At 35.1% G+C, this 20,683-nt stretch carries 20 protein-coding genes; 9 read left to right on the forward strand and 11 right to left on the reverse strand.

From position 1 onward, the window contains the following. Positions 1–172: 172 nt before the first annotated feature. Together ACYQ73_RS07310 and ACYQ73_RS07315 are read right to left on the reverse strand one after the other, a co-directional pair. The gene (locus ACYQ73_RS07310; RefSeq protein ID WP_460011866.1) at positions 173–388 is read right to left on the reverse strand and encodes a hypothetical protein; all 216 of its coding nucleotides are present in this window, start codon (positions 386–388) and stop codon (positions 173–175) included. A gap of 29 nt (positions 389–417) precedes the next feature. Further along, entirely contained in the window at positions 418–912 is a 495-nt protein-coding gene (locus ACYQ73_RS07315) for an NADAR family protein (RefSeq protein ID WP_460011867.1), read from the reverse strand. A gap of 359 nt (positions 913–1,271) precedes the next feature. Here ACYQ73_RS07315 and ACYQ73_RS07320 point away from each other — a divergent pair, with 359 nt between their 5' ends. Further along, positions 1,272–2,876, forward strand: coding sequence for an ABC-F family ATP-binding cassette domain-containing protein (locus ACYQ73_RS07320; RefSeq protein WP_370081471.1), 1,605 nt, complete (start codon positions 1,272–1,274; stop codon positions 2,874–2,876). A 76-nt stretch (positions 2,877–2,952) separates the two neighbouring features. Here the strand turns inward: ACYQ73_RS07320 and ACYQ73_RS07325 are convergent, their stop codons facing one another. Together ACYQ73_RS07325 and ACYQ73_RS07330 are read right to left on the reverse strand one after the other, a co-directional pair. Next, on the reverse strand, positions 2,953–4,296 hold the full coding sequence (locus ACYQ73_RS07325) for an MFS transporter (protein ID WP_460011868.1): 1,344 nt from the start codon (positions 4,294–4,296) through the stop codon (positions 2,953–2,955). A 42-nt stretch (positions 4,297–4,338) separates the two neighbouring features. Then, complete coding sequence (locus tag ACYQ73_RS07330; RefSeq protein ID WP_460011869.1) at positions 4,339–5,898, reverse strand: AMP-binding protein; 1,560 nt, start codon at positions 5,896–5,898, stop codon at positions 4,339–4,341. Between the two features lie 167 nt (positions 5,899–6,065). On the opposite strand from ACYQ73_RS07330, the gene ACYQ73_RS07335 reads away from it, so the two are divergent. After that, the gene (locus ACYQ73_RS07335) at positions 6,066–6,674 is read left to right on the forward strand and encodes a TetR/AcrR family transcriptional regulator (RefSeq protein WP_460011870.1); all 609 of its coding nucleotides are present in this window, start codon (positions 6,066–6,068) and stop codon (positions 6,672–6,674) included. A 545-nt stretch (positions 6,675–7,219) separates the two neighbouring features. On the opposite strand, the gene ACYQ73_RS07340 is transcribed toward ACYQ73_RS07335, so the two are convergent. Beyond that, positions 7,220–7,693, reverse strand: a complete 474-nt coding sequence (locus ACYQ73_RS07340) for a DinB family protein (RefSeq protein WP_460011871.1) — start codon at positions 7,691–7,693, stop codon at positions 7,220–7,222. Positions 7,694–7,915: 222 nt separating this feature from the next. Here ACYQ73_RS07340 and ACYQ73_RS07345 point away from each other — a divergent pair, with 222 nt between their 5' ends. Then, positions 7,916–8,911, forward strand: a complete 996-nt coding sequence (locus ACYQ73_RS07345) for a S66 family peptidase (RefSeq protein WP_460011872.1) — start codon at positions 7,916–7,918, stop codon at positions 8,909–8,911. 249 nt (positions 8,912–9,160) lie between these two features. Here ACYQ73_RS07345 and ACYQ73_RS07350 read toward each other — a convergent pair whose 3' ends face one another. After that, a complete protein-coding gene (locus tag ACYQ73_RS07350) occupies positions 9,161–10,264 on the reverse strand; it encodes a TolB-like translocation protein (RefSeq protein WP_460011873.1) in 1,104 nt (367 codons plus the stop codon). 548 nt (positions 10,265–10,812) lie between these two features. Here ACYQ73_RS07350 and ACYQ73_RS07355 point away from each other — a divergent pair. Continuing rightward, positions 10,813–11,622 (forward strand): S1C family serine protease, encoded by an 810-nt coding sequence (locus ACYQ73_RS07355; RefSeq protein ID WP_460011874.1) that lies wholly within the window; start codon positions 10,813–10,815, stop codon positions 11,620–11,622. Between the two features lie 263 nt (positions 11,623–11,885). Here ACYQ73_RS07355 and ACYQ73_RS07360 read toward each other — a convergent pair whose 3' ends face one another. Together ACYQ73_RS07360 and ACYQ73_RS07365 are read right to left on the reverse strand one after the other, a co-directional pair. Then, complete coding sequence (locus ACYQ73_RS07360; protein ID WP_004230088.1) at positions 11,886–12,086, reverse strand: cold-shock protein; 201 nt, start codon at positions 12,084–12,086, stop codon at positions 11,886–11,888. A 222-nt stretch (positions 12,087–12,308) separates the two neighbouring features. After that, the gene (locus ACYQ73_RS07365; RefSeq protein ID WP_460011875.1) at positions 12,309–12,590 is read right to left on the reverse strand and encodes a DUF1033 family protein; all 282 of its coding nucleotides are present in this window, start codon (positions 12,588–12,590) and stop codon (positions 12,309–12,311) included. A 127-nt stretch (positions 12,591–12,717) separates the two neighbouring features. Here ACYQ73_RS07365 and ACYQ73_RS07370 point away from each other — a divergent pair, with 127 nt between their 5' ends. Together ACYQ73_RS07370 and ACYQ73_RS07375 are read left to right on the forward strand one after the other, a co-directional pair. Beyond that, the gene (locus tag ACYQ73_RS07370) at positions 12,718–14,445 is read left to right on the forward strand and encodes a methyl-accepting chemotaxis protein (RefSeq protein WP_460011876.1); all 1,728 of its coding nucleotides are present in this window, start codon (positions 12,718–12,720) and stop codon (positions 14,443–14,445) included. A gap of 44 nt (positions 14,446–14,489) precedes the next feature. Continuing rightward, a complete protein-coding gene (locus tag ACYQ73_RS07375; RefSeq protein WP_460011877.1) occupies positions 14,490–14,771 on the forward strand; it encodes an acylphosphatase in 282 nt (93 codons plus the stop codon). Between the two features lie 981 nt (positions 14,772–15,752). Here the strand turns inward: ACYQ73_RS07375 and ACYQ73_RS07380 are convergent. Further along, entirely contained in the window at positions 15,753–16,019 is a 267-nt protein-coding gene (locus tag ACYQ73_RS07380; RefSeq protein WP_460011878.1) for a hypothetical protein, read from the reverse strand. Between the two features lie 101 nt (positions 16,020–16,120). Here ACYQ73_RS07380 and ACYQ73_RS07385 point away from each other — a divergent pair, with 101 nt between their 5' ends. After that, positions 16,121–16,348, forward strand: a complete 228-nt coding sequence (locus ACYQ73_RS07385; protein WP_460011879.1) for a hypothetical protein — start codon at positions 16,121–16,123, stop codon at positions 16,346–16,348. A gap of 126 nt (positions 16,349–16,474) precedes the next feature. Here ACYQ73_RS07385 and ACYQ73_RS07390 read toward each other — a convergent pair whose 3' ends face one another. Together ACYQ73_RS07390 and ACYQ73_RS07395 are read right to left on the reverse strand one after the other, a co-directional pair. Then, on the reverse strand, positions 16,475–16,831 hold the full coding sequence (locus ACYQ73_RS07390; RefSeq protein WP_460011880.1) for a VOC family protein: 357 nt from the start codon (positions 16,829–16,831) through the stop codon (positions 16,475–16,477). 261 nt (positions 16,832–17,092) lie between these two features. Further along, positions 17,093–17,779, reverse strand: a complete 687-nt coding sequence (locus ACYQ73_RS07395) for a VOC family protein (RefSeq protein WP_460011881.1) — start codon at positions 17,777–17,779, stop codon at positions 17,093–17,095. A gap of 977 nt (positions 17,780–18,756) precedes the next feature. Here ACYQ73_RS07395 and ACYQ73_RS07400 point away from each other — a divergent pair. Continuing rightward, a complete protein-coding gene (locus ACYQ73_RS07400; protein WP_460011882.1) occupies positions 18,757–19,407 on the forward strand; it encodes a 5-bromo-4-chloroindolyl phosphate hydrolysis family protein in 651 nt (216 codons plus the stop codon). Then, the gene (locus ACYQ73_RS07405; RefSeq protein ID WP_460011883.1) at positions 19,404–20,471 is read left to right on the forward strand and encodes a toxic anion resistance protein; all 1,068 of its coding nucleotides are present in this window, start codon (positions 19,404–19,406) and stop codon (positions 20,469–20,471) included. The genes ACYQ73_RS07400 and ACYQ73_RS07405 overlap by 4 nt, the downstream gene beginning before the upstream one ends. The last annotated feature ends 212 nt before the right edge of the window (positions 20,472–20,683 follow it).

The raw sequence follows: 20,683 nt of genomic DNA on the forward strand, positions 1-20,683 counted from the left end.
TGTGGATTTTATGCAATATAATTCAATCTAATCGAAAGCTTTCTGATTCTCTTAATCCCTAGTCTTAATAATCCACGTCTGTTTAAAAGTTGTAATGAAGGTAGTGTAGCTAGGTCTGGTACACCTTGTACTAGACCTTTGAACTCCTTTAACACCTTACCTTTCAACAACCTTAGTTCTTCGTAATCATTAAACTCATTTCTATTACGCTTAACTGCTTATCTAACTGTTTCACATTTACTTCGTAATATTCAGCAGCCATTTGTAGAGTAACCTCTAAATTCTCACCAATCATTGAAACAGCTTTTACCTTCTCTAAAACCTCATCACGATAAACGTTTTCATTTCTCATGAATTCAATTTGTACAAAAACAATTCCATTTTCCATAATTAATCTTCTTCTTAGTTATGTATTTTCTATAATTGATTCCTTTTATTTAGCTCTTCTCTTACTTTTTCTAGTACTTTACCTAAAAGGTTTAATCCTTTCCACTTTGAAGGATTTGTAGCATTAGGATTATTACAATCCATTCCGATGCCCCAAATTTTATCGTAAGGACTAGCTTCAACCATAGTTTTATCTTTTGTATTAAGAATAATCGATTTGAGTTTTGGGCTAGAGAATTTATCTAACAACACTTCATAATAAATCTTCTCCCGATTTTCTGACCAAATATTCTCATCAAACGGAATTTGACGACTTCTTCCTAACTTTTTACATTCGTCTGGAGTTTGTGCACGGATAATTTGTTGAGCAATCTTCTCTGCACCAAACAATTTAGCTTTACGATACATTACTGCTTGTTCGCTCCATTTGAATAACTGATTTTGGTGATTGAATGGTGAATAATAAAAATTTGAAAATACATCTTGTTTACCCCAAAAGAATACGAATTCATTAGTTTCTTTCATAATAACACCTCCCATCTACCTACAATTGTAAGTTAATAGGAAGCGTTTGTCATTATAACAAAATTTAATAACTAATATTAAACTACATTTGGTTCAAACAACTGCCAATCAACATCCTCACGATTACTTGGAAACCCACCTTTATCTGACATTGACCATAACTCTAATTCTTCCATGTAATTATGAATAGCTTCTAATTGTTGTCGATACGTATTTCCGAATCACATTATCCCCCCTCTCCTATTCCACTCAAACACCTGACAACCCATAAACGTTAAACGTTGATTTAATAATGTTTATAGACTCTGGTACATATTTCATGATATACTAGTGCCATTGTGAAAAAAGGAGGAACTTGCATGATTCAAGTAAGTAATGTAGGTCTTCGCTATGGCGATCGTAAACTATTTGAAGACGTAAATATAAAATTCACACCGGGGAATTGCTACGGTTTAATCGGGGCAAATGGTGCTGGTAAATCAACATTTTTAAAAATTCTTTCTGGTGAAATTGAAGCGCAGGAAGGTCACGTATCAATGGGTAAGGACGAACGTTTATCAGTCCTTAAACAAAACCACTTTGAATACGATGAATTCAATGTATTAGATACAGTAGTTATGGGGAACAAACGTCTTTGGGAAGTAAAAGCTGAAAAAGACGCTATCTACGCAAAAGAAGACTTTTCTGATGAGGATGGCATGCGTGCTGCTGAATTAGAGGGTGAATTCGCTGACCTAAATGGTTGGGAAGCTGACTCAGAAGCAGCAACATTATTAAACGGGTTAGGGATTGGCGACGAGCTTCACTATATGCTGATGGCTGACCTTGAAGGTTCTGACAAAGTCAAAGTATTATTAGCACAAGCTCTATTTGGTAAACCAGACGTTCTATTACTAGATGAGCCTACCAACCACCTTGACTTAAAAGCAATCCAATGGTTAGAAGAATTCTTAATTAACTTTGAAAATACGGTTATTGTCGTATCCCATGACCGTCACTTCTTAAACAAAGTATGTACTCATATTGCTGACCTTGATTTCTCTAAAATCCAATTATATGTCGGGAACTATGACTTCTGGTATGAGTCTAGCCAATTAGCACAAAAAATGATGGCAGACCAAAACAAGAAAAAAGAAGAAAAGATTAAAGAGCTACAAGCATTCGTTGCTCGTTTCTCTGCGAACGCTTCAAAATCAAGCCAAGCGACTTCTCGTAAGAAAATGTTGGATAAAATCGAGCTTGACGACATTAAACCTTCTAGCCGAAAATATCCATTCATCAACTTCCAAACTGGACGTGAAATCGGTAATGATGTGTTAACAGTGGATGGCCTTACAGCAAGCAATGAAGGCGAAACACTATTTAAAGATATTCGCTTTTCAATGAACAAAGAAGATAAAATCATTTTACTTGGGAATCCAATGGCAAAAACGGCTCTTCTTGATATTCTAATGGACGAAAGAAAAGCAGATGCTGGTACATTCAAATGGGGCGTAACAACATCTCAAAGCTACTTTGAAAATGATCACGATAAATACTTCGAAGGTTCAGAGAAATCATTAGTGGAATGGTTACGCCAATATTCTCCTGATGATGAAACAGAAAGCTTCTTACGCGGCTTCTTAGGTCGTATGCTATTCTCTGGTGAAGAAGTGAAAAAATCTCCTTCAGTTTTATCAGGGGGCGAAAAAGTTCGTTGTATGCTATCAAAAATGATGCTTGCAACAGCAAACGTTATTTTATTAGATGAGCCAACGAACCACCTTGACCTTGAGTCAATCCAAGCACTAAACGAAGGACTTATGCGCTTCAAAGGTGCGATGCTCTTCACATCTCATGACCATCAGTTCATCCAAACAATTGCGAACCGTGTCATCGAAATCCGTGAAGACGGCACAATTTTAGATAAACTATTAACTTATGATGAATTCCTAGAGTGGAAAGATAGCCAAGGCTTAAACTAATGAAACAAAACAGGGTTCTCCTATTCGAAAAGGAGAACCCTGTTTTCTTATTAACGAATATAGCTATTTCACTATCTTACTTTGTCGTGGTTGTCATTGCTACTTCCACTTGAGCTTCTGACATGCGTTCATGTTCTTGTGCTTTCTCGACAGTCTCTTCATATTGAGTAATCATCCTTGTATCTGGTGAAAATACTGCAAGTAACAGCGATAACAATAGCCCCGCCATCATTAATCCGCCAAATAAATACGGTGATGCCCCATACTCTGTTGCTAAAGATGTCCATAGCATTGGTCCAAAACCGACAATTGCCGCAGCGATTTGATAGCCAAAGGATAGCCCCGTATAGCGAACATTCGCTGGGAATAATTCAGAGAAAAACGTACCTTGAGTCGCGAAAATGGCTGCCCATACGACACCAAGTAAAATGACTTGCAATATAAAGAAATAAGTTGAATTGATTGGAATCAATATGAAATATGGAATCGCTAACAGTAACATTGTGATAAGGCCACCGATATAAATTTTCTTTCGACCTATAAAATCTGAAAAATATCCAACAATGGGCATTGTTACAATCATTGTTGCACAGCTTAATGTAAGGGCAAACAATGCGACATCCCTTGTGTAGCCTATATACGTAGTTGCATACACCAAAATAAATGACATTAAAAACACATTAAAGAATCCATCCCCTATTTTTAATCCTATAATGCGGAAAATATCTTTTTTATTATATTTGAAGACGTTGACAATTGGTAATTTAACTAATTCACCATTGTCTTTTTTGCGTTTAAATTCAGGTGTTTCTTCAATCCCGCTTCGAATCCATATAGCCAGTACTATTAAAACTGCGCTAAATAGAAATGGTAAACGCCAACCCCATGCCATAAATTGAGCTTCTGTCGTTAATGAAGAAATAAGTGTAAAACTAAATGTCCCTAAAACTAAACCGATTGGTACACCAAGCTGTGGAATAGAACCAAAAAAGCCACGTACCCCTTTTGTAGCCGATTCAGTAGCTAGTAACACGGCACCTCCCCATTCACCACCAAGTGCAATCCCTTGAATAAGTCGCAAAATTACTAAAAGCGTTGGTGCGAGTAACCCCACTTGTGCATATGTAGGTAATAAACCTATCAAAAAAGAACTACCGCCCATTCCAATTAAGGTAAGCATTAGTGAGGCTTTCCTTCCGACACGATCACCCATATGCCCAAAAATTAAACTTCCAATTGGACGAGCTGCATATCCAGCTCCAAACGTAGCAAATGCAATTAAAATCGAGATTGCTGGATTAGTCGAAGGGAAAAAAAGTGTTGTAAAAACTAATCCCGTTGCAGTACCATACAAATAAAAATCGTACCATTCAATGACTGATCCTGCTAAACTTGCTAATAATATCTTCACATTTTTCATAGAATCCCTTCTCTCTATATTCAATTTTTTATGGTATTCGTTTCAACTAAAAATAGCGTTACGTAAAACGTGCTTTTGAATTTTTCCAACAGGAGTACGTGGAAAATCAGTCACAAATTCAATACGATCTGGCACTTTAAATTTTGCGAGACGTTCCCGACAATGTGCAATCAAAGCCTCTTCACTTATAGTAGCGCCAGCTTGTAAAATAACATACGCTTTAATAGCTTCATCACGCATATCATCGGGTACACCAATGACGGCTGCTTCAAATACTAATGGATGCTCTGTTAATACACTTTCCACTTCATTCGCTGCCACATTTTCACCTGAGCGTTTAATCATATCCTTTATACGATCAACGAAATAAAAATAACCATCTTCATCAATACGAGCGTTATCCCCAGTTAGTAACCAATTATCTTTAACAGTGTCGTTTGTCGCTTGCTCGTTTTTAAAGTAGCCTTTCATTAAGGTTCTTCCTAGTATCCCTTTCACGGCAATTTGACCAATCTCCCCTTGATTTACAGGGATCCCCTGTTCATCTACAAGCTGAACCTCATAACCAATGCTTGGTCTACCAATGCTCATATTTTTCCGTATTCCAAATAGAGGATTTATCAGTGGAATCCCAACTGTCTCGGTCAAACCGTACAGTTGCAATAACTCCACATCAAATTGCTCCTTAAACTGTACTAATTGGTGTTCTGCAACTGTCTGTGCGAAAAGGATGAGTCGTAAAGGATTATCCTTCGCCTCTTTTTCGTAATCTTTTGCTAAAATCATACGAATAGGAGCGGCAAATAAAGAACCAACTGTTCCGCCTAATGCCTTTGCTTGTTTAAAATAACGTGAAGCACTAAATTTCTCAGTAACTGCAATGCTTGCCCCTACCATGATGGCTGACATCGTTGAATAGTATTGGGCATTCCCATGGAAAAGCGGTAAGACAATAAATGTTCGATCTTCAGGTGTTAAAGCTATTGAACGAGCCATTAACTCACCAGTGTAAATATAATTGGCATGTGTCACTTGAACGCCTTTAGGTCTTGATGTTGTTCCAGATGTATAAAGCAATGCCACAATATCTTCTGGCGAAACTGTTGGAAAATGTACATTATTATCGCTTTCATTTTTGATGAGCTCTGAGAAATTTAAGACACCTTCAGAGCTATTTTGTTGTCTCGTGATAATAATATTTTGTATAGTCGGTGTTTTAGATTTAATACTAACAAACTTTTCTATATAGTCCTCTTCCGTAATAATGAGGACAGCTTCAGAATGAGTAATAATAAAATCCATCTCATCTGCTGGTGATAAAATGTTCGTAGGCACCATAATGCCTCCAATTTCAGCTAAAGCAAACCATGCTGTAAAAAATTCCATATTGTTTGGTAAATGTAACACAACATGATCCCCTTTTTTGATGCCAAGCTTAAGAAGAGCATTACTAAAGCGTATAATTTCCTGATAAAAAACCCCATAATTTTTTTCAAAATAGTTTCCCTTATTATCCTCAAATCGAATAAAACTTTTTTCAGGTTGTTGCTCTATTCTCTCCCTTAAAACAGAGCGCAATGTTCTATTTCCAATTAAATCCATGATATCCCCCCTCTTTAACTGTTTCATAGACTATAGTCTGTATATTAATCGGCGAGACAATTATTTGTCAATGTTTTTTCTAATAATTCAGAAAACAAGTTAATCACATGAACGAGTATTATGCTAAAGTTAAGTAGAATATCAAGTAGAAATTAGGTGATTCAGAAATGAAAAAGACAAGAAAACAGCAGGCTCAGGAAACGAAAAAACATATCTATTTAACAGCACTTAAATTGTTCGAAACGAAAGGCTTTGATCAAGTAACGGTTGATGAAATTGTGCATAAAAGTAAAAGCTCAAAAGGTGCTTTTTATGGTCATTTCTCTTCTAAATACGATATTTTCTTAGAAAAATTTAATGAAATTGATCACTTCTACGAGGAATTTACAGCTACACTGCCCGCCAATCTTTGTTTCAAGGAAAAGGTCATCTCATTAATTGATGCACAAATGAAATATTTAAAAGATGATTTAGGAATGGATTTAATGCGTTCCGTTTACAAAAGTGGCTTAATTGAAAACGAAGAAAATTTCTTTTCCAATTCTGAACGAGAATTGTATAAAATTTTAAACTCATTTATACAAAAAGCTATTAAAGATGGCGAATTATCTGCACAAATAAATATTCAACAAACTGTAATTTATATTAGTCGTTGTATGCGAGGTTCCCTATATGACTGGTTAGTCTTTGGGAAAGATTTTGATTTATTACAAGAAAGCAAAGGCTATATTGCAATATTTTTAGATGGTTTGTTAACTAAGGTGAAATCCAATTAAAAATAAGTGGCCTATAAAAAGCTACCTATTCTACTTCAAAGTAAAAATAGGCCTTCCTATTCACTTTTCAAATTAGATTGGCCTATTTTCTCGTTATATTTAATTGTTCTTCATTCTCACAACATATCTTTTTGTAGGAAATTTTTCTGCGGCGAAAGTGGCGTGGCAGCTGCAAGGGGCTCTGTCGCGAAGTGCAGTGGAGCGGAACGACAGCTGCAAGTTTTCTGCGACGAAAGTGCAGTGTACCGGAACGAGAGCGACAAAAATTTTTAAGGAGCTAGCTACAGTATTAAAATATATCGAGAACTTTTGATTGTTTATTGACCAACTTTTTTAATTTATCATCTACCTTTTTAAATTTATCACCCAACTTTCGAAAAAATCGATATCTACCTTCATGCGACACGATTTGCATCGCATAAGACATAAGCATATTTTCAAGGCAAAATTAAAAAATTTTAAAAAAAAAGCGCGAGAAATCAATGTTTCTAAATTGATTTCTCGCGCTTAAGGTTTTGAACAGTTTTGTCCCAGCCTCTTTACGTTTACTTTTGCATTTCCTTCGTTGGCCCCAATACGCCCGGTACTGGTAAACCTGCTTGACGTAGGAGCACCGTCATTTGTCCACGGTGATGTGTTTGATGATCGACCATTACACGTAATAATGCACCTCTAGCTATTGGTCCAGTGAAGCCTTTTACTTCCTCCAGCAAGTCTTCATTTGATAGCTTTGCCGCTTCCTCTTTCACACCATTTGCTACATTTTCGTAAGCAGCTACAATTTCAGCAGCTGTAGATGGAATTGGATCTTCTTGACGAATCATTGGCACCTTTAACCCTGCTAAATAACTGAAATAACCAGCAGCACCCACTAAATGCCAGCCTAACCAACCTAGTGTGCTATGACCTTCCACGATGCTTTGCTCTAGCTTGTCATCTGTGTAAGCTTTTAAGACTTCACTAGTACCTTGTGCTGATGCTGACCATTCATTTAAAAAGTCATCTACATGACGATACATATAAACGCCCCCCATTTTCATAAATTCATTTCTATCATATTAAATTCTAAACTCTCTTACAAGTTTCTAACATCAAGTTTACATAATATTATTATTTCGTAATCTGCTATAACTATTCATTTCAGTTACTTTTTACATCTCTTTCGTCAAAACAAGTATACGACTCTTTAAATTGTAAAATCATGTATAATAACTTTTATCTTAAATTGAAAGAGGTATTTTATGTTTTCCCCATTAAAAAAAGGCGATACCATTGGCATATATTCACCTTCCAAACCAGCTACAACTATTGCAAAGGCTCGCTATGAACGAGGCAAGGAACGTCTACAAGCACTTGGCTTTACTATTAAAGAAGGCTCGTTAACTGGAAAAGAAGATTTTTATCGCTCCGGTACACCGAAAGAACGAGCCGAAGAGCTGAATACCCTACTTCGTGATTCCCACATCAAAATGATCTTACCTACTATGGGTGGTACTAACGCTAATAGTATGCTGCCATACCTAGACTACGAAGCATTTAAGCAGAATTCCAAAATACTTATAGGTTTGTCTGATGTTACCGCTATACTTCTCGCAATGTATGCAAAGACTAGTATTCCTGTCTTTTATGGACCTTCTGTTGCTTCTACATTTGGTGAATTTCCACCTTTTGTCCATTATACAGAGCAATATTTTAAAGATATGTTTTTACATTCATTATCGATTCCCTACACCATGCCAATCCCACCTATTTGGACAGATGATCGACTAAACTGGTTAGAAAAAACGACTGAAAAAACTCAACATCATAATTCATGGATTACAGTACAACCTGGCATTGCTGAAGGCCGTTTAATAGGTGGGAATATTAATACGATGTACGGCTCCATTGGAACACCTTACTTCCCTCTCATAAATGAAGGAGATATTTTACTTCTTGAAGATACTTCTAAAACAATTGCGGTTGTTGAGAAAAACTTTGCTATGCTAAAACTACACGGCATTTTCGACAAAGCTTCTGCGATTATTTTAGGTAAACATGAACAATATGACGATTTAGGAACCGGAAGAAAGCCTTATGATGTGTTGCTAGAGCAGCTAGATGGACGTACTATACCTATTATCGCAGATGTTGATTGTTGCCACACTCATCCCTTGCATGCCATACCCATCGGCTTACGTGTACGTGTCAATGCAACTAGCAAAGAGATTACCTTTCTAGAAACATGGTTTACATAACAATTAAATACTTATTGGCTAAAGTGAAGAGTTTATTACAGGGCAGTTGACCAAACTATTCAAACCGTTGTGGTACCCCGATGTTAATTCGTAAAGTTTAGTTCTAAAAAAACCGAACTCTGAATAGAGACACTTTTTATAAAGTGTCCACTATTCAGGGTTCAATTGATTAAATAGCTTATTTTACGTCATACCCAATGACACACGTACAATTTTTGCAAAGAGACATTAGATAATCAATGGCAAAATCTAATATGTAACCGTCATATCCGTAACAAAAGCTGGTTTTTTATACTCATATACTTTTGTTATTTCTTTATTATCCAAGTCATACTTATAGATACACTGTATTTTAGAAATTATACCGTCAAAACTAACATCTTCTGCATTTTTAGGTATACCCGAAAAATAAATAAATCGCTCATTTTTTGACAATACCGCTAACCTTCTTTGACCAATCTCTGATAATAGCGGATTCTTACTTATTTTTATCATTTGATCTGTTAATATGGTAGTTATTGTTTTGTCTGTAAGAGATAACTGATAAATGCCGCTTCCTTCATCTTCATTTATATTTTTCCCTCCAAGAATAACAGAATTCCCATTAGATCCATATGCCATCGAATCAATATTGACGGCTTTTATTTTCGTTACCAAATTCATGTCAGAGCCATCTAAATTCATTTCATATATTGAATAGACAATTTGCCCTAAAGGTACACCAGCATCATTTGCAGCCTTCCTTCTTGCTGTATTCTCTTCCTCAGAGACAAATGCACCAATAATTTTGTCTTTAGAAGTATCATACATTTCTACAGCACGGTCAGGTTGTTTTGTATCAAATACAATAGAATTCTTCTTTTGCACATCTATTTTCGAAATCTTGGATACAGGGAATGTTGCCCCTAGTATTTCACTGTAGAGGGTGTTGTTATCACCAAATCTAGGAATAAGTTGTCCTAAAGTATCATTTGTAACTTGATAAGTTTTTTTATCGTTTCTGTCTAATAAATAAATCTCCCAAGGTCCATCACCTTTGGCACTTGTATAGGCAAGATATTGTTTATTGTCTGAAAGTGATGCATGTAACCAAACAGTTTCATTAGTAACTAACTCTTCTTCTACATTTTTTTCAACATCTAGTTCCACTATGCTACTTTTGCCTTCGTTATCAAATATAGAAACAATGAGTTTTTCATTATCGTTAGTAAGCGTACTGTTCTCTTCATTTTTTTTCATAAGCGTACTGTCGTCTTCTTTCTTTTGACATCCAGACAGAATAACTAATATAGATAAAAAAATTATAGCAGTAAAACACGTTGATTTTTTGCATTTACAAACAAGTTCATACATTATGCGATTTCCCTTTGCTAAGTTATTTTTGAATTCGAAATATGTACTCTTCATTGCTAGGTGAAAAATTACACTAAGTTATAATTATCCATTTTAAGGAAATATCTGATATAAGTCAATGTAGCTTTTATGAATGGGGGGACGTTTAGTTTCCATTCATTACAAGACGCACCTCAATGTAGTCATTTGATTCATCAATAGTTGGTATTTCTTTTTCCGGAATCATCTATTTGACTTACGTGCATGTCGATGCGACTAAATAAGAAATAGCTTTATAGATTTCTGTTTTTCCTAACATTCGTATAACCTAGGAACTTCACGTATAATGAGAGAAAATAGCTGAAATAGCTTGCCTACAAGACAACATGAACTTGTACTTTCTCTTGCACTACTCGTTGGCTATAAACAATAATGTGCCAGATCACAAAACACCAGTAGGCAAACAGTCCCGTTAATCATTAAATAAATGAAAGAGTCGAACTCTTACATGAATTTCACTTCACAGGCGTTCTGCTGGACGCCTTTTCTTTTGAGGAAGGAGGGTTTTGATGAATGATATACATAGATCAACAACAGATGAAGAATTGACAGAAGAAGAATTCATTGAACTTGTCCTCGCTGAACAGCAAAAGGCGTTGGCACAAGAACAAGAAGAACAACTGCAAGGTAAAAAGCCTAAAAAACGAAAACCAATTGTCAAATGGATTGTTTGGGGTATGGCATTTGTGTTATTTTTGAATACATTTGCACTTATCTTTCAAATTTACTCTCCTCCAGCTCTTGAATTTTTGAAAGTGTCTGCTCAGCTATCAGCGCAAGAAGATATACAAACCTATAAAAAAGCTGTAGTAGAGATCTCTACAGGTTCTAGTAAAGGTACTGGTTTTTCGATTTCTTCAGATGGACTTATCGTAACCAATGCACACGTTGTAGAAGATGCTCAATCATTATTCGTCATTTTCCCTGAAGAAGGTTTAATGGGTGCCAAGGTACTACAAAGTTTCCCAGACGTAGATTTAGCATTATTGCAGGTAACTGGTGATAAGTTACCTTCCCTTTCACTTGCAGAAAATCCTAGCTATAGCAAAAATGAGCATGTTTATTTCATTGGTAATCCACTAGCCTTTACGGGCATTGCAAATGAAGGAACTTTACTTGAGTCAACATACCTTGAAGATTGGCAGGAGCCAGTTATGATGATGAAGGCACCTGTTTATCGAGGTAATAGTGGGAGCCCAGTCATAAATGCTGATGGTGAGGTGATTGGCATCGTCTTTGCAACAGCGAAAAAAGATCCATATGGTCGTGTCGGTTTGTTTATTCCTGTTGAAGTGCTGCAACGCATACTAAGTAAATAATTCCTCGAAAAGTTGCTTGTTCTCATACTAAAGAGACAAGCAATTTATTTTGTTTACATAATAAAATTATAATTTATTAATATGTACAGACATTGAGAAACTTAATTTTTGATCTGGATGAATGGTAGTATCTAAACTCTTTCATATAGCAAGTCACTAGTAAGCATATTTTGTAACTCTCAAATGTTCGAAGCATACAAAAAAAGGCATCCTATATAAATAGGATGCCTTAATTTAACGAAAGTAATTTTAATTACTGAGAATTAAAGTTTAGTTACGTTAGCAGCTTGTGGTCCGCGGTTGCCATCTACAACTTCGAATTCCACTTTTTGACCTTCGTCAAGAGTTTTGAAACCTTCGCCTTGGATAGCTGAGAAGTGTACGAATACGTCGTTTTCACCTTCAACTTCGATGAATCCAAAACCTTTTTCTGAGTTAAACCATTTTACTGTACCTTGTTTCATTTAAGAAAACCTCCAAAAAATAAAAGTGAACAATATGTAATTTCTTCAGCGAATGAGAAAAATTCACATATTACAAAGAGTACCGAACTAACGCGATCACTTTTTGTAATATGTGAATTCATGTTTCCGGTGAAGCAATTAAATTGTTAACCTAAGTATAACCGTCATTCATAATTTTGTCAAATAAAGAAAAATGTTTTTTTTAATTTCTAAATTTTATTTCTATTTTCCAGATTTTAAAGCGATAATACCGTGATATATTTGTACATCATCATCACAGGCTTCACAAAAAACACTTTCATCTTCTGACCAGAATGCCCAAAATCCCTCTTCTTTCGTTACCTCATTGTCATATGTTAATCGGAAGTGCTGCAGTTTCGTTTGCAATGCTGATTCAAATTGCTCCTCCGATTCAAATGTTTCATTTGTTTGAATAAAAGCCTCCCAGCCTTCAAACTTCCACCAAGGCTCATAATCAGCTTTCATGTAAATAATTGTATACATATTTGCCACATTCCCTGCTGTAATAAGATATTTTCATTTTAGCAAAGACATTTGAAATGTCTATTAAAACACTCTGTTATATGCTATTATTACCTTATTATACATAATTTTTGGAGGTATTTTTTTTATGTTTTCAAGTATTCGACCTAAGGCCGAACTCGATGAATTATTAAAGCGTGGTACAAATTTAAATGCTACAGGTCGTTTTAATAAAACACTTGCATTTAACCATTTCAATGCTCAAGATGAAGAGAATTTAAAAACTCTCTACAATAAATTAAAAGATATCACGCCTTCAATGAATGCTATTTTTAATAACTATTTAAGAGAAATCTCTCTTTCCTCTCAGCTAACGATTAGTGAAGAAAATATTAATCGATACTTAAATCAATTTTTCTTAGCTACTCGCGATGATGAATATGTAGATGAAACCGTTAAATTTTTCAATTTATTCAGAAAGAATCAATATGAGCCGGGTAAGTTAATCGTCGTCTTCAATCAATTTGCATTTTATATTACTACATACATTTTACATAATTTTGGTTTAAAACCTAATAAGGCATTTGAATATATGAAATCTTTCCAATCAGCTGTTAATGTTGACCAGGAATTACTTATCGAAGTATTAACAGAACGTACTATTGAAAATGTAGTCGCTGAAATTTCCTCTTTAATGGATGTCAATGCAAAAATCATGTACATGAAAGATTTAGTATTTAGCTTAGATAAACAAAACGAAGAGATCCAGTCCTCTACCGCAGCAACTGAAGAAATTGCCGCTTCTATTAACGAGGTTGCTCGAATGTCTTCCCGTATTTCTGAAAAAACAACTGAATCTGTTGATCATGCTGTACAAGGAAAAAATGCAATTGAACATGCCCTTTCTGAAATTTTTAAAACAGAAGAGACATTTACAACAATTGTTGAATCCTTTTCAGAATTACAAAAGCGGGTAAATGATATTGAAAATGTTGTAACGTTAATAAATCAAATTGCCGATCAAACGAATTTACTTGCTTTGAACGCTTCTATTGAGGCTGCACGAGCAGGTGAACATGGTAAAGGCTTCGCCGTAGTTGCACAGGAAGTTCGAAAGCTTGCTGAGGGAACGGTATCAGCGCTTAGTGAAGTAACTGCAAATGTTCATCATTTAAAGAGCTATTCAAACGATGTGTCAAACTCAATTACAGAAACGACTGAGATTATTAAAGATGCAACAGTAGAGGCTAAAGAATCGTTACCTTTATTAAATGCGATTGTTAGTGCCATTGAAGGTATTAATCTGGATGTCACTAATACAGCTGCAATATCACAGGAACAAGCTGCAGCTATTGATGAAGTATCAGCAAGAATGATTGAAATTTCTAACCTTCAAGATGACATTCGCGAATATAGTCATAACACATCTAGTGATATTCATTCATTAGGAAAAGAAATTAATCGTTTCCGCAATGATATTATTGAGAATAATAATGTTCAGCTATCGTCTATAGCACTTTTACAATTATCAAAGGCCGATCATATTTTATGGAAATGGCGAATTTATAATATGTTCCTTGGTCTTGAAAATGTCGCGCCAAGTGATGTTTCTTCGCATACAGATTGCCGTCTCGGTAAATGGTATACATCTGCTCGCACTGTAGAACGTTTCGGACACTTACAGGATTATCGTGAATTAGACGCATATCATTTACGTGTACATGAATCGGCTAAGTTAGCAGCAGAGGCTTATAAGATTGGGAATATTCAACAGGCTGAAGTTCATTTAAAAGAAGTAGATCAAGCTTCTAAGCAGGTTCTCTATTTTATCAATAATTTAATTGTATATTTAGAAAAAGAACGTGTTATGCACTAAGCACCAAGGGGGTTTTCCCCTTTTAACTAGTAGGAGGTGTTAGCTTGAACAAGCGAGCGCTAATTAAATTTTTCGGTGATGTTTACGGCACAGGCTATCGTTTTTTCATTAAACAGAAAGCGATTGAGCTAGGATTAAAAGGTTACTGTAAACTAAATAATCAAGATCAAATTGAGGTTGAAGTAGAAGGATCAAAAAAAGCGATAGATGAATTCTTAGTATTCGTTCAAAAGGGTGTTAGCCCTCAAGCAGATTCCAATTCATTTACTTTAGAGCTTTTTGAAGATTTAAAGGGTTATATACGCATGGAGTCAGACATTGTTTAGTCTGGCTTCTTTATTTTTATAGTGCAGTATGACCAAGGTTGATCAAGCTTTTCGGCTATTTTTAACATGGAATGAATACGGTTTATCTAAAATGACCTAGTGCTGGGCAAATATATTTTTTATTCATTAGGATTGGGAATAATACCCCAGCCCTTCTTATTTTCCCCTTCTACAAAAACACCTGCCAGCCGCTACTTACACCATTCCACTGTTCTCATGCCAACATTTAAGTGATTTCATCAATTTTATCCATTAAATGAGATGTTGCCTGTTGGATAACTCTTCATTGAACTATTTGTGCAGATAAACTATAAACTTTGTTATTACTTTCTAGCACTGCTTTTTCTAATATGTGTGTGGTGCTGTATGTTCTCCCTCCTCTTTTCATCTATGTTTTATTTAGTTGCTACCGCATTTAAAAGTAATTGTTTGTTGTGATTAGACATTACACGCCATTCTTTAACCGTTACTTTCATTTGCCCCCACATCCTTTCGAATTTTCACTTCCAAACACTGTATGCAAGTGTGAGCGCATGTAGGACACTCCCACATCGATTAATCGTTCAACTCACGAAGTCCATGCGATACATCAATCGGATTTCATGTCATAATAAAAAGTCACAACTCATAATGAGTGCGACCTTGAAGTCCCGATTATAATTCTTCTAAATAGATTGTAACTATGATACTTCTTGGACTGTAAGTAAAAGCTCTTTCACTCACTGCCCTGTAATTATCATCAATAGTAACTACATCACCGACGTTCGGAATCAGAGCTGATAGAGAGTTGCTGATGTCATACGTCATAATTACATCTCCGTTTGTTCACAAAAACTGATTGTAATCTGTTCTATGTTTTCTCTCATCTTTGGCACCACCTCCCATACTAATCATAGAATATATGGAATCAAATGTCATCACCGAAAATATATAACATGATGAAAAGCCACAATAAATTAGATGTGACTTGATATCAATATATTATTTAGTCGTTAATGTCTCAATGGTTTTACTGTTAGTACAGATAAGACATTTAGCTTTAAATTTTATACTCGTTGAAAGTAACTGCAACTTACTTAAGTCGTTAGTCAACTTTTCTATTTCAACTAAACCTTCACTTTGCAAATAACTAATTTCCAACTCAAGTTGTTTTAATGATTTTTGAATAAATTCTATATCTTCCTTGTATTTCTCTAACATAATTTTAGTATCCATGAGCTCAATCTTATTGTTTGTGTTTTTTGGCATATGGTAGACTCTCCCTTTTACCTATGAAGTCATCTTTATGGCGCAATCTTTGTTACATGAGAAATTGAAAAACACCTTAGGACATGAAAAAATTTTAACAATTGGATTTAATTAACACTATTATAAAGTTGTTTAACATATTTAACAATGTTATTTTTCATTCAAATGAAAATCAATTATGCCTCGGCAAAATTATTGCTGACGCTTCGCTTCCGCTACAGATAAACAATGCGTCCGGGATCGGCTTTGTGCTTGGACCTGCAGATGTTTGCTGTGCGAAAGCGCAGCAAACATCTGCAGTCAGCATGGATGCGATGATTTTAGGCTAACATCCTTTATGAGCTCCTTTCCGATCTCCATGATTTGCTTTCGTTACATAAAACACTTTTGAAAGATGTTAAAAAGTCACACCTTGTTAGATGTGACTTCCTAAAATATTTTAATCTATATATTACTTAAATAAATTGTAAATATTCTAAGACATTCCCGAAAGGATCTCTGAAGCTAATAACTTTTCCAGGAGGACAATCCACCGGCTCATTTGTAATGAACTCAACATTATGATATTTTAACTTATTGACTGTTTGATGAATATCTTCTGTTTTTAAAGCTAAAACCACACCTAAAGAATCTTTCGGAATGGATTTAGAGTATTTTGATTCTTCTAAAACTAAAGGTAAATCTCCGTGAACAAGTGTCACGATTTTGGGTCCGTATTGTTTGTTTACTTCAAAACCTAAAACAGTCGTATAAAAATCAATTGCTTTTTCAATGTTAGGTACATAGATGCTGATAACACAAACTTGACTCATAATTCATCCCCCCAATTATTCCGGTAATTACCTTTTAAATATATATAAAATAATAGAATATATGGTAATATTTTTCAACATTAGAGGCATAATTTAGGGGTTGGTGACTAACTTGATTAAGAGTTCTTATATAATTTCTAATCATCACTTATCTCTAACTGTCTTTAATAAATTTAGCGGAAGCCAAACAGCATATGAGCCTTTTCCTTCAAGATTACCCATAGAGATCATTAACCTTAATACGTATACCCTTACTATTTATCATACAGAGCAATCTTTGATAATGAATTCACTTTTATGATTTACAATTATCATTTTTCCGTTATCAACTGTAATTTGGAGAGGAAAAATGGTAGAATATTTGTGCGAAAAAATCCATTTTCTTCCAGGGTGTGCAAGGATAATGAATATCCCTTTATCTCTTACGCCCATAAAATTTAGAAATTTTTCGTTTAACGGCTTATGGCCCCTTTCAAATATATGTGCTTTACCTAATTCTTTTCCTACCTTTAACACATCATCAACAATAAGACCAATTTCACTAATATTCAAAATACTATTGATAGTAAACGGCTCCCAGCTTTCTTCGTTTATGCCATAACGAGCTATAAATTCTACAATATTACCTGAAGGGTCCTCAAAATATATTGCATGTGCTGGTAAATGTGAAAAGTTTACCTCATCTTCTCCATCCTCTGTTAAAATTTGGACTTTGTTCTTCAACCAAAATTTCGCTTCTTCAAATTGGTTTGCTGGAATATTAAAGGCAAAATGATAAAATGGTTTGCTTACTGTATCTCTATTCGTGAACTCCAAAATACTAGTGCCTGTTTGAATTTGCAAGCTATCTCTATTTTCAGAAAGCATAGGAAACCCTAATTTATTTATATAGAATTCTTTCATAGTTTGTAAATTATCAGTTTGTAAAGTAAGTGATTTAATTTCCATATACAACATCCTCCTATTTCACATGTATTTGTAAATTAATATAATAAATACAATACCCATTTACATCAATCTTTCGGCTGAAATTAACGGTGATTTTAATGAGTTGACGGCAAAGTTATTCTTACTTACAAACTGGATAGAACTTGTATAGGGAGTTGTTGAATGAAAAAGTTTTTGATAGTTGCGTTATTCATCATGTTGCTAGACCATTTTGTACAGTACAAATCAAAAAGAAACTATATGAAAAAAGAATCAAAAACTATTTGATTGAAGTTAAGTCTTATCAGCAGAAAGCTATCCAATCTATTAAATGTAAATGGCATTTTGCAGGTCTTCCAAGTTATTGGGTAAACGTTATTTTTTTCAGATGAACTAAATGTCGTCTATATCTATTTTGCTCATGATAAAAACCATTTAGGGCAATTTGAGCATTATACAATTGATGGGACGCCTCTTTCAACAGAACAATTAAAGCATTTCCAGTCTAGGGAATGACTAAATCGACGTGTATCACTACTCGATATGTAAGCGTATTTTGAGAATAAAATCTCGAATACGCTTATTATTTTTATAAAATTTTAACGCTCATGACAAGGAATTAACAACAGACGAAAAAACAATACTAATGTTTAACCTATCTAAGAGAGAAAAAATTGACTAACAACGAGTGAGCAATTCGCAAATTACTATAATTTTGAATACAATATATATAATGAATTCGATTAATCCAAAGTGGCCATTTATTACTTACCCGGGTAAAGATGAAACAGAAATGTCGGACATATAGTTTGACTTCTTTTTCGTCTATCCCCTTTTCTTCCTAATAAAGCAAAGGATTTTCTTGTTCTAAAGTAATATCATTGAGAAACTTTACAAATAGCAGTAAAATTTATGTAAGGTTTATTATTTCATTGAAACTTTATGTCGATTATTTCGTATAAGAATATAGACATATTTAAATGCTAGGAGGAAGAAACATGCTCAGTGTCGGACAGTTTTTCTCTAGACATACCGCTAGCTTCTTAATTTCTCTCACAACTGTTTCTATCACAGCAATTGCAGCAAATCCAGGATTCTTCCTTGGTGGTTTATTGTTTGCTGGAACATACGCATCGGGTACGACGTTGTTGAAACATAGACAGAAAAAGAAATTTATGCAAATAGCAGGTATAACAAAAGAAGAGTACAAACATATTGAAACACAACTTAAAGCAGCCAATAAAAACATTCAAACATTAAGTCAAAACTACTTACGTGTACGATCTGTTTCTGCATTTAAGCAATTACTCGAAATGACACGTATTTCAAAAAATATCGTGAAAATTGTTAAAACAGATCCACGTAAATTTTATAATGTAGAACAGTTTTTTTATGCACACCTTCCTTCCGCTGTCGAATTAACGGATAAATATACGATGTTATCGAGGCAGCCTGTGAAGGATAAGGAAATCCAAATTACATTATCGAAAACAAGAGAAACACTTACAGATTTAAATGATACGATTCAAGTTGATTTAAAGGATGCACTTTCCAACGATATTGACCATCTTCAAATGGAAATCGAATTTGCGAATCGTTCCAATATAAGACGAAAAGAACAATTGGAGTGGCGAGGCGATGATAAATGACAGCAAATGATCACGCATTTCAACTAAATACAATACAAGGGCTTTCCCCACTTGTGCAATCTTATTTAGAAACAACTCCAAATAATGAGGCGATGGCGACGTATGAAACGCTATCGCCTCTTGCACAAAGTCGTGCACTTCTATATGCTAGTCAGCTTGACCTGACAAACTTCGAATCAGTACTTTCTTTAGGGCAAGGTTCACAGCGAGCGCTTTCTCAATTTGCTGATCGAATGCTTGCACAAGTAAAACAGAAAGATGTCACAAAGATTGGTCAAATGTTAGACTCTTTAATGCAAACGTTAGACCGTGTGGACCCGAACGCATTAGAACCAAAAAAGCAGTCCTTTTTTCAAAAAATGTTTGGCAAAAATGAGCCTACTGTTAAGCAAACATTAACGGAGTTTGAACGTATTAGCATCCAAGTAGAACGCATTGGTGTTCAGCTTGAACGTGCACAGCTTCAAATGATAAAAGATGTGGAAATGCTAGAAGACCTTTATGCACATAATAGTGGATTCTTTGAGGAGCTAGCGACTGCTATTGCTGCAGGACAAATGAAGAAGCAGCAAACCATTGAAGTTGAGCTTCCTGAAAAAGTGACTAGTGTACAAGCGACGAAACAACCACTAGCTATCCAACAACTTAATGATTTTGCCGCTCAAATCGAACGTCTAGATCAACGAATTTATGACTTACAAGTATCGCAGCAAGTTGCTTTACAAACAGCGCCACAAATTCGCATGATTCAGCAGTCCAATCAAACGCTAGCGGAAAAAATTGAATTTTCCATTGTTACTCTTATTCCACTGTGGAAAAATCAGTTGGCCATGATGTTATCTATGCATATGGATCATCACTACGCGCAGCTAGAGGAAAGATTATCTCGTACAAATGATCGATTTACAAGCCCTTCCTTTGAACAGCAAGTATCGAAATTCAAAGAAACACAACATGAGCTGAAGACAGCTATTAAAGACGTCTTCGCCCTTCATACAGCTACAGAACAGGAGAAACAACAACTACAGGATGTAGCTGACTTGAAGACCTTTAAGAAGGAATGATTCTGTTTTTCCAACAAAGAAGGGTGGCTCAGAAAAATCTGAACCACCCTTTTTATTTTCATTCAGCAGAAGACACCCACCTTAGAAGGTGGTGATGAATGCATATGTAGCTCCCCTTTTCCAGGGATTTCCAAACACCTACTGAATGAAAATAAAGCCTCCGGCGGATGTCACGGATTTTTGAAAGGAATGAATTGTGCGGGCACAATTCA

This window comes from Lysinibacillus sp. CTST325 (assembly GCF_054665055.1).